The organism is Exiguobacterium sp. s131 (assembly GCF_018617345.1).
Taxonomy (GTDB): Bacteria; Bacillota; Bacilli; order Exiguobacteriales; family Exiguobacteriaceae; genus Exiguobacterium; species Exiguobacterium profundum.
This window is the reverse complement of the sequence record NZ_JACSJX010000002.1, coordinates 189822-203153: the sequence shown is the minus strand read 5'-3', so window position 1 is coordinate 203153 and position 13332 is coordinate 189822. Positions and strand designations below refer to the sequence as shown.

General features: G+C 47.3%; 16 protein-coding genes. 7 read left to right on the top strand and 9 right to left on the bottom strand.

Going from position 1 to position 13332, the window contains the following annotated elements; translation table 11 throughout:
* Window positions 1-5: 5 nt before the first annotated feature.
* Window positions 6-968, top strand: coding sequence for a 2-hydroxyacid dehydrogenase (locus tag KNO69_RS11685; protein WP_214688954.1), 963 nt, complete (start codon window positions 6-8; stop codon window positions 966-968).
* Between the two features lie 41 nt (window positions 969-1009).
* Here the strand turns inward: KNO69_RS11685 and KNO69_RS11680 are convergent, their stop codons facing one another.
* The 4 genes from KNO69_RS11680 to mgsA all read right to left on the bottom strand — a co-directional run bounded on the left by KNO69_RS11680 (window position 1010) and on the right by mgsA (window position 3573).
* Window positions 1010-1615 (bottom strand): YflT domain-containing protein, encoded by a 606-nt coding sequence (locus KNO69_RS11680; RefSeq protein WP_074035122.1) that lies wholly within the window; start codon window positions 1613-1615, stop codon window positions 1010-1012.
* A gap of 12 nt (window positions 1616-1627) precedes the next feature.
* On the bottom strand, window positions 1628-2143 hold the full coding sequence (locus KNO69_RS11675) for a YflT domain-containing protein (protein ID WP_078146037.1): 516 nt from the start codon (window positions 2141-2143) through the stop codon (window positions 1628-1630).
* Window positions 2144-2254: 111 nt separating this feature from the next.
* On the bottom strand, window positions 2255-3115 hold the full coding sequence (locus KNO69_RS11670; protein ID WP_214818198.1) for a hypothetical protein: 861 nt from the start codon (window positions 3113-3115) through the stop codon (window positions 2255-2257).
* Window positions 3116-3159: 44 nt separating this feature from the next.
* Window positions 3160-3573 (bottom strand): methylglyoxal synthase, encoded by a 414-nt coding sequence (gene mgsA / locus KNO69_RS11665; RefSeq protein ID WP_078146039.1) that lies wholly within the window; start codon window positions 3571-3573, stop codon window positions 3160-3162.
* Between the two features lie 224 nt (window positions 3574-3797).
* On the opposite strand from mgsA, the gene KNO69_RS11660 reads away from it, so the two are divergent.
* Window positions 3798-5549: a mechanosensitive ion channel gene (locus tag KNO69_RS11660; RefSeq protein WP_214818196.1), complete on the top strand. Its 1752-nt coding sequence runs from the start codon at window positions 3798-3800 to the stop codon at window positions 5547-5549.
* Window positions 5550-5652: 103 nt separating this feature from the next.
* Window positions 5653-7131 (top strand): HD-GYP domain-containing protein, encoded by a 1479-nt coding sequence (locus KNO69_RS11655; RefSeq protein WP_214691366.1) that lies wholly within the window; start codon window positions 5653-5655, stop codon window positions 7129-7131.
* Between the two features lie 34 nt (window positions 7132-7165).
* On the opposite strand, the gene KNO69_RS11650 is transcribed toward KNO69_RS11655, so the two are convergent.
* Together KNO69_RS11650 and KNO69_RS11645 are read right to left on the bottom strand one after the other, a co-directional pair.
* Window positions 7166-7465 carry an AzlD domain-containing protein gene (locus KNO69_RS11650; RefSeq protein ID WP_074035113.1) on the bottom strand — a complete coding sequence of 100 codons (300 nt, stop codon included), beginning with the start codon at window positions 7463-7465 and terminating at the stop codon, window positions 7166-7168.
* Window positions 7462-8193: an AzlC family ABC transporter permease gene (locus KNO69_RS11645; protein WP_214818193.1), complete on the bottom strand. Its 732-nt coding sequence runs from the start codon at window positions 8191-8193 to the stop codon at window positions 7462-7464. Before KNO69_RS11645 ends, KNO69_RS11650 begins: the two co-directional genes overlap by 4 nt.
* Before the next feature lie 114 nt (window positions 8194-8307).
* On the opposite strand from KNO69_RS11645, the gene KNO69_RS11640 reads away from it, so the two are divergent.
* Entirely contained in the window at window positions 8308-9009 is a 702-nt protein-coding gene (locus KNO69_RS11640) for a CBS domain-containing protein (RefSeq protein ID WP_074035110.1), read from the top strand.
* Here the strand turns inward: KNO69_RS11640 and KNO69_RS11635 are convergent.
* Both KNO69_RS11635 and KNO69_RS11630 read right to left on the bottom strand, forming a co-directional pair.
* Entirely contained in the window at window positions 8989-9327 is a 339-nt protein-coding gene (locus KNO69_RS11635) for an antibiotic biosynthesis monooxygenase (protein WP_074035108.1), read from the bottom strand. The genes KNO69_RS11640 and KNO69_RS11635 overlap by 21 nt on opposite strands.
* An 88-nt stretch (window positions 9328-9415) precedes the next feature.
* Complete coding sequence (locus KNO69_RS11630) at window positions 9416-10243, bottom strand: M15 family metallopeptidase (protein ID WP_214818184.1); 828 nt, start codon at window positions 10241-10243, stop codon at window positions 9416-9418.
* 174 nt (window positions 10244-10417) lie between these two features.
* Between KNO69_RS11630 and KNO69_RS11625 the strand changes: the two genes are divergently transcribed.
* Window positions 10418-10636, top strand: coding sequence for a hypothetical protein (locus KNO69_RS11625; RefSeq protein WP_078146044.1), 219 nt, complete (start codon window positions 10418-10420; stop codon window positions 10634-10636).
* A 55-nt stretch (window positions 10637-10691) separates the two neighbouring features.
* Entirely contained in the window at window positions 10692-11159 is a 468-nt protein-coding gene (locus tag KNO69_RS11620) for a hypothetical protein (protein WP_078146045.1), read from the top strand.
* Window positions 11160-11176: 17 nt separating this feature from the next.
* Here KNO69_RS11620 and KNO69_RS11615 read toward each other — a convergent pair whose 3' ends face one another.
* Window positions 11177-12280 carry a glycerol dehydrogenase gene (locus KNO69_RS11615; protein ID WP_074035103.1) on the bottom strand — a complete coding sequence of 368 codons (1104 nt, stop codon included), beginning with the start codon at window positions 12278-12280 and terminating at the stop codon, window positions 11177-11179.
* A 373-nt stretch (window positions 12281-12653) separates the two neighbouring features.
* Between KNO69_RS11615 and KNO69_RS11610 the strand changes: the two genes are divergently transcribed.
* Complete coding sequence (locus tag KNO69_RS11610; protein ID WP_078146046.1) at window positions 12654-13313, top strand: type 1 glutamine amidotransferase domain-containing protein; 660 nt, start codon at window positions 12654-12656, stop codon at window positions 13311-13313.
* The last annotated feature ends 19 nt before the right edge of the window (window positions 13314-13332 follow it).

Sequence of the window (13332 nt, the reverse complement as noted above, 5' to 3'; positions counted from 1 at the left end):
GAAAAATGAAAAAACGAATCTATATTACGCGTCGCTTGCCAGAAGAGGCAGTCGAACCGCTTCGCGATCAATACGATGTGCGCATGTGGAAGCATGAAGGGGAAAGTGTGCCGCGAGAGGTGCTGTTAGAAGAAGCGTCATCTGCGCATGCGCTCTGGACCATGCTCAGCGACACGATTGACCGTGAAGTGTTTGAGCGTGCCACACAGTTAGAGGTCGTCTCCAATTTGGCGGTCGGATATAACAATATCGATTTGAACGCAGCGAAAGAGAATAGCGTCATCGTCACCAACACACCCGATGTCTTGACGGAAACGACAGCAGATTTGACGTTTGGTCTCATGATGATGACGGCACGACGTCTCGGAGAGGCGGAACGTGACTTGCGCGCCGGGGAGTGGAAGTCCTGGCTGCCGATGGGCTACGTCGGGATGGACCTTTATCAAGCGAAATTGGGTATCATCGGAATGGGGCGAATCGGTGAAGCGGTCGCACGTCGGGCAAGAGGATTTGACATGGAAGTTCTATACCACAACCGGACACGGCGACATGAGTCGGAGTCGATGTATGGCTTCACCTATGCGGAACTCGATGAACTATTGACACAATCCGATTTCGTCGTCGTTCTCGCACCGCTCACGGACGAGACACGGGGAATGCTCGGGGCTAAAGAGTTTGCCAAGATGAAGGAAACATCCATTTTCATCAATGTGGCTCGTGGAGAAATCATCGATGAAAAGGCGCTATATGAAGCACTTAAAGCGAGGAAGATTTGGGGAGCGGGATTAGACGTATTCACAAAAGAACCAATCGACCTCGGTCATCCATTATTGACGCTTCCGAACGTGACGACATTACCGCATATCGGGAGTGCAACGATTCGGACACGTCTGGCGATGATGGCATTGAATCGAGATGCCATCACAAATGTGCTCGAAGGGAAAGAACCGAAGAATCGTTTGACGTAAGAAGAGCCTGACGTGGGTGCGTCAGGCTCTTTGTTACTATGTTAGAAACGTCGGATATTATCCGGATCTTCTACGTCATTTCGATAAGCACGATCATCGAGACCACGTAGTTTTTCCTCGCGATCTGGATTCTTCGTTTCTTTATCCAGTTTATCTTGCTCCGGGTCTACGGGATGGCTTGGGTCGACGGTCTGAGCCTCACGATAAGGTTTTGAGTCGATTTCCAATCCATCGTCAGTATGACTACCGAGATGAGTCGATGATGCGTCTTGATATGGTTTCGAATCGACTGTCACCCCGTCTTGATGACGACGTTCAAAGTCTTCATCCACATAAACGAGGATTTTCCCGGCTTCTACATCGTCATAGTGACGTTTTACTTCCTCTTCGCTCAGTCCCATGTTGCGTAGACCAGCGTGCACGTCTTCATGACCGCTGAGGAACGCCCGAACCTTATCGAACCAGCTCGCTTGATGGGTCGCTTCCGTATGAACATCTGTATCACGTCTCAAAATCGAAACGTTGTCTTCATGTTTTGTGACGACATAAATGTGTGAGTCTTCATAACCTTTCGCTCGCAACTCCTCGATTTTCCCAAGTGCTGCATCCTGCGTGTCGTGCATGCTGATAAATCGTTTCTCATTCATAGTCGTTCCTCCTTATAATCGGCGATGATCTTCTAATCCAGAATGACCGCGTACAATCGGATCATCCTTTGTACCACGTGGATTCTCGTCGTGATCGTTAAATGGTTTCGCGTCAAAGGCGATCCCATCCGCTTTTTCCCCTTTATCATGATCGAGCTCACTGTCTTTTTTATACATGTTCGGATAGCGGTCGTACGAGTGTCGATCGATGTAGAGTAAAATTTGTCCTTCATCGATTGCATCATAATACTGTTCCGCTTCGGCATCGTTTAGCCCCATATTCCGTAACTCATCACGAATGCGGTCACTTCCGTGTAGGAATGCTTTGACACGGTCAAGCCAATTGACGTCACGGATACCGGACTCGGCATTTACATCCGTGTGATCACGTAACGCAGAAATTTCCCCGTCCCGCTTGGCGACAACATGCATATTTTTTTCAGCTTCCCCTGCAGCTTTCAGCTCTTCCACTTTGTGCATGACTTCCTGTTCTGTCTGGAACAGGCCAATCATTTTTCGTTCTGACATCGAATACCCCCTTTAGAATTTCCAATCTAAAACAAGCGTCACAATAGGAGTAATTTCCGTTCTCGCCATAATCGAAACAAAAAACGCCATCTCCTAAGAGGAGTGGCGTGGTTAGTAATAAAGCATGAGCGTATCGTCTCCGAGAGAACAACGTGTACTCTTCCAGACGAACTCGAGTAATGTCCAGATGGCCATAAAGCCACTGATCGCCATTAAAATGAGCGCGTAGAGTGGGGTCAACTGAATGATGAATGACCAACCAATTGTCATTAAGAGCGGTTGAATCAGAAAGATAGACATGATGTAGACGACAACGATGAGCAAGGCGAATGCAATACGCCGACCGAGCGTCTGGATGTAATGTCGAAAACGGGTCAATATGCCGAAGATAGCACCGGTCACGAGGACGGGTAACAGGAAGGCCAGATAATCAATTGGATACGTCGACATGGGGGCGGTGAATAGTCGACCGCTAAAGACATCGTCAATCACGAGCAGTAAGTTGGCGTAGGCAAATGCCAAAATCATACCTAGTAGCCAGCCGAAGCGGTTCCAAATCGTACGAGACGATTTGAGTGCTTCAATCTTTGTGTAGGCGAGGAAGGCAAGGTCGCGCACTTCGATTTCTTTTAACGAAAGCTTGGCTTCGTCCAATTGATTGACGGCCCAATCGAATTCCCGGTTTGCTTGCGCTTTTTCATGAGGTTTTAATTCATCCGAGGCATCAATCAACACGTGATAGCGTCGACGATATTCTTCATTTGTTTCGGGTTGTTCAATGAGGAAACGAGCGTATTCCTGAGGATCTTGGTTTAAAAGACTTTCGAGCGACTGACCACTTTTCTCTGCATGCCGGATATATCCAGCAAGTGCGAGTAGATGGCGATCCGCTTCTGCCTCATTTCCAAGTAGTTCGATGAGGCGCTGGCGCACGTCGTTAAAGAACTGTTGGACGTTCGGGTCGTGAATCATATTCGGTTCCAGGGAGATTCCTCTCCTTTCTCGGTTTGTCATGGTCAAGCCGGAGGTTCGTCGTTATGAGAAAGTTTAAGTGACTCGAAATCACCTTGCTCGATACTTCGAATCAAAATTTCGCTTCCACCCATATTTGTCGAAAGCGGGATGGAGTAGACGTCACAAAGACGCATCAATGCGCTCACATCCGGTTCATGAGGTTGGGCAGTTAATGGGTCTCTGAAAAAGATGATCATATCCATCTCCCCGCGTGCGACGGCAGCACCGATTTCTTGGTCCCCTCCAAGCGGTCCGGATCGGAAGCAATGGACAGGCAAGCCGGTCGCTTCAGCGATTCGCTTACCCGTTGTACCGGTCGCAAACAACTGATGTTTCTTTAGTATATGGGTGTAAGTTTTAATGAGGACGATTAAATCATCTTTCTTCTTGTCGTGAGCCACTAAAGCGATATTCATCCTAAATTCCTCCTAACATGACGTCTCTTGTTATTCGTATCATATTTGACTTCATTTGGCACGATTTCTCTCTTAAACTAACGTACCCATTTCCAATGAATCGTAATAGTCATGTAAACGAATTGACTTACAATTCAGGTTTGATGATTTTGAAATATAGGTATGTATGAAATAGCACTGTTAAATAAAAACAATCATTTCATGTGAAAAAGGAGGAAGATTCGATGAACAACACAACGTATAACTTCAATACGTTCATGTCATGGCTACCAGAGCTTTTGCTGGCAATTGTTATTCTCGTAGTCGGTTATATCTTGGCGAAAGTATTGGAAAACGTGACACGTAAAGCATTGAAGAAGGCACGACTCGATGAGCGAGTGGGTATTCAAAAAGATGGGGAGAAAGGAGAAAAGTGGACCCCTGAACGCATTATCGGAAAAGTCGTGTTCTTTGGGGTATTACTCCTCGCATTCCTGATTATCTTTGAATTCATGAACGTTCCAGCCATTACGGAACCATTCAGTCAGATTTATGAAGGATTCTCTGGATTGATTATCGGTGTCATCAAAGCCGGCTTGATTTTACTCGTTGCCTGGGTCATCGCTACCCTGTTGAAAAAAGGGATTCAAATGGCGGGACATCGTTTGAATTTGAGCAAGTTGATGGAAAAAACGGGGCAAGAGTCGACAAGCGTCAACCAAACGAAATGGGTCGACACGGTCGCGAACATCGTCTTCTATCTCGTGCTCTTATTGGCATTACCGGCTGTACTTGACGCCCTTGGACTTCGTGGGGTCAGCGGACCATTCGAAGATTTATTGAACAGTTTCCTCGGGTTCATTCCGAAACTTGTCGCAGCAGCGCTCATTTTCGCAATCGGGTATGTGGTGGCGAAGATTGTTCGCGACATTTTGACGAAATTCCTCGAAGCTGCAGGACTAGATCGCTTGGCAGAGCGATTCCATCTATCTGATTACGTGAAAGGATCGAGTCTTGCGAAAGCGATCGGTACAATCGTCTTCATCTTCATCATGATTCCGGTGACGATTTCGGCGCTTGAGGCGCTCGATATTCGAGGGATCTCGGAACCGGCGATTGCGATGCTCAATGATGTCCTTGTCATGATTCCAGACATTCTCGTTGCAATCGTCCTCGTCCTCGTCGGGGTGTTCGTTGCAAAATGGTTGAAAGGGGTCGTTGTATCGCTCCTTGAGAATCTTGGCGTCAACTCGTTGGCTCAAAAAATGGGCTTCGGGGAACGTGCGTCTTCGATGTCAATTGCCCAAGTGGTCGGTGTCATTGTCCAAGTAATCGTGATCTTACTCTTCGTATCCGAAGCGCTTCAAGTCGCGAATCTTGAGTTCATGGCATCTCTCGCAACAGCCATCTTTGCTTACTTGCCGATGGTCATTGCAGCACTCATCATCTTGGCAGTCGGAGTCTGGTTGGCGAACATGGCAGAGCGGTTGGTCGGAAGTGTGCTTGTTGATGGAGCAGGACAACCGAGTGCGCTTCGCTACGTAGCGAAGTATGCGATTCTCGGACTCGTCTTCTTCATGGCAATTAGTCAGCTCGGCATCGCACCGATGATTGTCAATACAGCATTCCTTCTTATTCTTGGAGCTGTTGCCCTTGCCTTCGGTCTTGCTTTCGGTCTTGGTGGTCGCGAGACGGCTGCACGTTATTTGAAAAAGGCAGAGCGACGCATTGATGAAACGGAAGTTTCAAAAGAAGGTCTCGAGCAGGAGAAAGAACAGATGAGCCGCGAAGCGGAAGCTGCAAAACAACAAGCGAAGCAAGGCGTGGAGCAGTCGAAACATGAAGCGGAACAATCGAAACACGAGTTGAAGCGAGATGTTCAAAATCCAAAAGTTGACCATGTTGATGGACCGGAACCGAATCCGTTCCATGAAAACATCACTCCGGATCAGGACAATCGATCACTTGATGATAACGATGGTCCGTTACGCCCATAATCGATGCTTGAACGGGTCTCCTACAAGGAGATCCGTTTTTTTGTGTTCAACTCAAGCATAAATCTGGTCGATAGTAAAAGAAAAGAGTGTAGGGGTGAGGGGAATGTTTGAACGTTTTCAACGGACGCTCGTGATGAACTATATCATCGGCTCAGGTTTGGCCGTCTTTGGAGTAGGTGGTGTCTTTATTTTTCAAACGCTTGACCTGTCCATTCGAGAGATTTTACTACTGTTAGGCATCATGTTGGGGTCAGGGATAGTTATGATTTTCTCAGAACTACTCTTATACCGTCGCCACATTCGACCGATACGACAGCTTTTTATGATCGAATCCCCATCGATTGACGAATTGACGTCGGCATTCGAACAAGCGAGTCGATTCCCGATTTTAACGGTGCAACGGATTTTAGGTCCTCATTTGTTTGGATTATCCATCCCGTCAATTGGTTTAACCGCCGTTTTTATTCAGATGGGGTGGATTGACTTACCTTATCGTTTGATCGGCTTGGCTGCAATCGGGGCCGTCATGATTGCGGTACTACATGCCTTGATTGAATATTTTTTGACGGTTCGCTCGGTTGAGCCATTACTTGTATACATGAAAGAAAGGCATCTCGAACTTTATCATCTGCCTATTCATGCAACGTATCGATCATTTAGTGTCCGAACTAAATTATTGATCAGTATGCTCATTACGGGTATCTTTCCCATCATGTTGTTCATGTTGGCGTCGAGTGTCCAATTGTCGACTTCGACTCGAACGGATACGTATTGGAATTGGGCGCTCGTGATTCTTGTCATCATCGTCGGAATTGCGGTGTTATGCAGTTTCTTACTCTATGACAACATCAAACGTCCGATTGGATTTTTGACGTCCGGCATCGAACAGATGGAGTCGGGACAACTTCAAAAAATCGAGAATCCGTACTTAGATGAGTTCGCCCAACTGATTGGGGGATTCAATCAAATGGTTGAGACGGTAACTGCTCGTGAACAAGAAAACGCACAGCTGTTAGACAGCCTCTTCATTTTATTCGCAGCAACGCTCGATGCACGTGATCCCTACACAGCAGGTCATTCGGAGCGTGTCGCGATGTATTCCGTTGAGCTTGCTCGCGCCATTGGCTTACCGCATGCACAAGTCGATTTACTCAATAAGTCAGCACTTCTACATGACATCGGGAAAATTGGAATTCGAGATGACGTCCTACTAAAAGAAGGGAAGCTGACAGACGAAGAGTTTTCAAAAATTCAAGAACATCCGACCATTGGCATCCATATTTTGAGTCAAATTCATTTACCTGCATCGCTTCAACCGATTTTAGCCGGAGTTCGATCGCACCACGAACGAATCGATGGGAAAGGATACCCGGACCGCTTACATGCGGTCGACATTCCGTTATTCGGAAGAATCATGGCGATTGCCGATGCTTATGATGCCATGACATCAGATCGACCCTATCGGTCAGGGATGCCAGTGGAAAAGGCGCTTTCCATATTGGAGAGCGGTCGGGGAACACAATGGGACGCGGAATTTGTGGACGTATTCGTCCAGCTTCGTCGTCAGGGCATATCAGCATAAGAAAAGGAGCAGCACCTCGTGTGCCGCTCCTTTGTCATATAGTTTGAAAGGCATATACCCCGAATACAGCTCCAATGACGACAACGACGAGGTTGACCCGTAGTAGCGCCAGGAAAGTGGCAACCACTCCTCCGAATAAGGCAGACGAGGTGGTGGTCGTGGAGGATAGGACGCCCGGAAAAATCAAACTAGCCAGTACCGCATACGGGATGAAGGAAAGAAATCGTTTCATATATGCCGGTAACGCCAATTCCTTTAGCCAGAGTAGCGGGACAAGGCGAGGGAGATACGTGACAAGTGCCAATCCTAGAACGAGTAGAAACAACGATATCATGTGACCACTTCCTCCTTAAATACGAAAGCACCGATTCCGGCTGCGACAACGGTCGCGACGATGATTCGAATCCCATCTGAGATTGAGAAGAACGGGGTGATGACCCAATGGAGTATGGCTTGAATAATGATAGCTAAGCTTGCTACGACGAAGACAGGACGAGTCGTTAATGATGGAACGAGTAACCCGATGAACATCGCATATAGCGCAATCCCCATACTCGCCTGTAATGTGCTTGGAAGACCGAAGGCGAGGAAGACCCCCATCCACGTCCCGACATTCCAAGCAAGAAATGCGATTGTATTCAACCCGAGCACGAACATACCGGAACGGGCCTCTTGACGAGTAGAGGCGATGCTGAACGTTTCGTCGGTCACACCAAACGCGATGGTAGCCAATAGTCTTCGAGATGTACTCTCAATCCGTTGGGATAGTGAGGCGGACATTAAAAAATGGCGAGAGTTTAGAATGAACGTCGTCAAAATGATTTCCCAATACATCGAACCGGCCATCAGAAGTTGTACCGTAATGAACTGACTTGCCCCGGCAAAGATCAAAAAGGACATCGATAATGTGATAGTATTCGGCAAGTTGAAAGATTGTGCCAAAAGACCGAAGGCAATCGCAATCGGGATATATCCGATGGCGACGGGAATGCCGGCGCGTAGTCCTGCGCGAAACGTGGGTTGCGGTGAAGTTGGTGATGTGGGATGAATCGAAGTCGCCATGATAGCCCTCCTCCATAATTAAGATGATTTCTATGTCATTCGGGATGAATAAACGGTTTCCTGCTCAAATGATAAAAAAGAGGGTATACATGTATCGTTAAGGAGGGTGATCACATGAGTCGTGCTGAAGAATTTTTGGCATCCTATCATCGAATCGAGGACTACTTGAGTCGAGAGATGGGAGATGGGCAACATTTCAGTTTTAGTAACATGGTGAATCGGTTAGCGAAACAAAATCCAATCATCGACCGGTATAAAGAAGATTTACATCAGATGAGTCAACTACGAAATGCCATCGTCCATGAGCGGCGTGAACCTGATTTTATTATCGCGGAGCCACACGAGTCGCTTGTTGCATTGATTTTAGAAGTAGAGCGAGAGCTCCTTCATCCACGTCTCGTCATTCCATTGTTTGCGAAATCGGTGGTGACGTTTCAGTCGGAAGATTTTTTGACGGAAGTACTCCGGGAGATTCGAGATAAAAATTATTCGCAATTCCCTGTATATCATGACAATGGGTCTTGGCGCGGACTGTTGACGAAAAAAGGAGTGACCAGTTGGCTAGCCGAAACAATCGACGGGCCCAACTTGTCACTCAAAGGAGTTCGGGTGAAGCACGTGCTCCACCACGATCCGCATATGCACCGGTATCGATTCATTCGAAAGGATGCGACCGTAATCGAGGCACAGCACTGCTTTACGCAAATGAAAGAGGGCGCACGATATGACGCCCTTCTGATTACAGAGACCGGAAATCCGGATGAACCGCTACTCGGCATCATCCGTCCTCAAGATTTATTGAACGCGCTCCGTTGAGGCGAGATGTTCAATGGCGACCTCATATTGGGTAACGGTGTTGCCGAGGACGATTGGTTTCACTTCTGAAGTCCCGTCATCACGTTTCTTATGGGCGTGCTTATAAGCATTGCTGTCGCGCCAGTTCTCAAAGCTGTCTGCATCACGCCACGTGGTCATGATGACGACATGATCCATCGCCTCATCAGACGTATCCGTCAACACTTGCATACGGACAAAGCCATCCATCGCTTCGATTCCTTTTGTCGTTTCGAAGCGTGCTTTGACCGCGTCGGCTTTCCCTTTTTCAACGTCTAGTTTGTTCATCACAATCCACATCCCACATTTCCCCCTATACGAATAAGATGACTCCATTATAACGTGAACAGGGAAATGCCTGAAAAAGGATGCTCACTCAACGTCTGCTCTACCATTCTTCGAACGCCCAGTTCTGCTGCTTCATCATCGTCGCTTCAGTGACACCGACATAACGCAAATGCCAAGGTTCGTAATTGTATCCCGTGATTTTCTCTTTTCCTTTTAGATAGCGGACGATAAATCCATAGAGATGGGCGTTTTGAAGCATCCATTTCCCTTCAGGCGATCGGTCGAAGGATTCATATAGGCCTAGACGCATGCGTTGACTCGTCATATCAACGGCGAGACCCGTTTGATGTTCACTGTGACCGGGACGTGCCACATATTTTGAAGCGTATGCGACCCCACGTGTGTTGACGTAATAGGCATAGAGTGACTTTTGTGTCGAGTAAGATCGGTAGGCGCTAAGGGCGTATAACGTATGACCTTGCTTCCGACCCGCATAATACAGTTTAGCCAGAGCATAGGCTGCCTCCGCCGTCATCAAGGTCCGTTCACTCCCTTTTTGATAAACAGTTGGAATGGTTAACGTGACAAGTTGTGGGGAACGATAAGTGGACGGGAGTCCATTCGCCTTGTTGACTAGTCGTAAACGATCGGCAGATGGCATCTTCGGGATACCGGCTTTCAAGTTGGCAGATGGAGTGAAGTACTTCGTATTTCCGATGTAGACGTTCGACCAACTCCGATTATAGGTCGTATAGCGGACTGGGACGTTCGTTCGTAGCGTCTTAAGGATAGGGGAAGATTGCATGGCACGACCGTACAAATAGGTCGTTTTAATCGTGTAACCTGGTTGTGGGGACGAGGATGCCGCTGTCACTGGCGACACTTGAAACAACAGCAGACAAATGACAAAAATACGCAGGGACTTCATGGCAAAACGCCTCCTCGAGAGTTAGATGATGTTCCTTTTCCCGTTTTCTTGATAGACTGTGCATCTTTAATCCGCCTTTAGGTCGGAAGAGGATACGGCTTGGGTCCGATGAAGGTGGGCATGAAATCCGATACAATAAAGATAACGAATGAGATCGTAGAGAGGAGTGAGCGAATGGAAGCTTTAGTCGGTTTACCACTTTTATTGCTCGTCCTATTCTTTGCCTTTTTGTATTTTAATATCAAAGGGCTATCGAATATGTGGAAGGACTATAATCGAACGAAATCGATGATTCCGCTTGGTTTTTTCATCGTCGGGATTATCGGGATTTTCACAGGAGTGTGGACGTGGCTCGTCATTTTGATTTACTACGTCGTCCGACCGAAAGACTAAACACTGTATGCAGACGCATACGGTGTTTTTGCTATACTGAGGACGAGGTGTTGAGATGGAGAAATTGATAAAAGCATGGTTTATCGTGACGTTGATCACGTTCGGAATCTTTAAGCTTGGTGAAGTGATGACGACCCCTTACTCGGAAACACCGAGTGAAGGGAATCTATACTGGATTGTTCTCTTAATTGGATGGCCGTTTCTGTTGTTGTTTATTTGGATCACCGTTCGTTTGACACATCGAGTCGTCGCATCCGTGCGACCATTTGGAAAGGTTAGTTTAGCGATTGGAAGTTTCGTCATGGCCGGTATAGCTTGGATGACTAATCAATCGCAGGCGGCGTCTCTTCGAGAAGGAATTCGTTTGTCAGCCAATGAGTCGTACACAGCAGGATGGAACCAGTTCACGAATATCATCTATATGAATCAGCTGACGTTCTTCCTTTTGACGGTCAGTTGTATGGGAGTAGGAATTCTCTCATCATTCTTCCTGAACAAAAAACAGCGAGACGAAGCCGTGTGAGCTTCGTCTCGCTGTTTTTATAGGTGTTCTTTATAAAGACGTGCATAGCGATCCGCAGCGATGATGGCGTCAGCAACTTCTTCAGGTGTAACATCGAAACCGCTATGAATCGTTTCGCCATCTGCCGTGGCCGCTTTCCCGACCTTCAAGATATCGTCTCGAGATGCATCTTTCAATTTGATATCTTCAAGTGTGACCGGTAAGTCGAGTGCCATATAAAAGGCAACATACTGCTCGAACTCTTCTTGAGGGCGTCCTTCGAGTGCGAGTTGCACGAGTGTTCCAAATGCAACTTTTTCACCGTGCGTCAAATGGTGGATGTCTCCTTCAAGTGCGGTGAATCCATTGTGAATGGCATGGGCTGCAGCCAAGCCACCACTTTCAAAGCCGAGCCCGCTCAATAAGGTGTTGGCTTCCACAACAGCTTCAAGCGCAGGTGTGACGACTTTTGCTTTCACAGCTTCATACGCTTGAATCCCATATGTGAATAGAACCTCTTCACACCGTTCGGCAATCGCCTCCGCCGCAAGTGTCGGGACACCGCCAGCCATCGTCTTGCCTCCGAATGCCAGGACACTTCGCACTTCCACCCACGTGGCCAATGCATCGGCAATACCTGACGCTAAGAAGCGTGGCGGTGCTTGTGCAATCAATTCCGTATCCACAAGGACGAGATCCGGATTCTTTTTATAGAAACGGTAGCTTTCGAAATTGCCTTCATCTGTATATATGACCGACAATGCGCTCGTCGGTGCATCCGTAGAGGCGATGGTCGGTACAATAACGATACGCGCATCCAATTCATCTGCGACCGCTTTTGCTGTATCGAGCGTTTTCCCACCGCCGAGACCGATAACAAACGCTGTTTCATGCTTCTTAGCGTCTGTAGCGATTCGAGTGATTTCGTGCTTCGACGCTTCTCCGATGAAATCAGCTTTCGTCGCCTTGAGCTGGCTCGCTTGCAGAGACTGGGTCACCCGTTCGCCGATCAACTCCCATACGACGTCATCCGCGATGAGTAAAGCGTTGGAACCGAAGTGAGCGACAAACTCTCCGATGCGATCAATCGTTTGTTTCCCTTGCACATACTTGGCCGGACTGATGAAAATGCGTTCTGACATAGTGAACTCCATCCTTTCATATCAGGTTTGGTGTAAGTGCTTACAAGGCAATCATACTACAACTGGTAAAGAATATACGTGAAGATTACATGAAGAACGGCAGCTGACCAAGCACAAGCAATAGGATGATGATGGCGACGACAATGAGAAATCCCCAGTCGTTCATTCGTTTCGTCATAGCACACGTCTCCTTCATGGGTTGGAATTGCAATTCTTCCTCAGTATAGAGGGTGGTAAGAAAAAGGGAGGATGAATAAATAACCAGGTTAAAAAAGTTACGCCTTGTCATGAGCGGACAGGTCATCAGGTTTAACAGATGATGAATCGGGAACACTAGAGTCGTATGTTGATTTTCTTGAAGGAGGAATTGAGTATGTCGAAACATGTACTGATTGTCACAACGTCAGCAAATCAATTATCAAATGGTCATGCAACGGGACTTTGGCTTGAAGAGTTTGCCGTTCCTTATTTATTGTTCGAAAAAGAAGGATATAAAGTGACGATCGCGAGTATCGAAGGTGGAGACGTGCCAATCGATGCGAATAGTTTAGAAGATGGTTTGTCAGAAGACATTCTCAATACACGGGAATTGCTCAAAGACACAGCTCGTCTCGATCAAGTCGCAGATGAGTCGTACGATGCAATCTTCTTACCGGGTGGTCACGGGACAGTTGTTGATTTCCCAGAAAATGAAACGTTACAACGTGTCATTCGCAATGTATACGAGAGTGGAAATATTGTCGGGGCAGTTTGCCACGGACCAATTGGATTGGTCAATGTGAAACTCAGCAACGATGAGCCACTCGTTAAAGATAAACAGGTGACAGGGTTCACCGATGCAGAAGAAAAAGAGATGCAACTCGATTCTGCCGTCCCGTTCCTACTTGAAACAGGACTACGCAATCAAGGCGGGCAGTTCAAGGGAGCTGACAACTGGGCGGTGAATGTGGCGGTTGACGAACGTCTCGTCACGGGTCAGAATCCTCAGTCTTCTGAAGCGGTCGGGAAAGAACTTGTTAAGTTACTCGGATAATCGTGTGAAGCAACTTCGA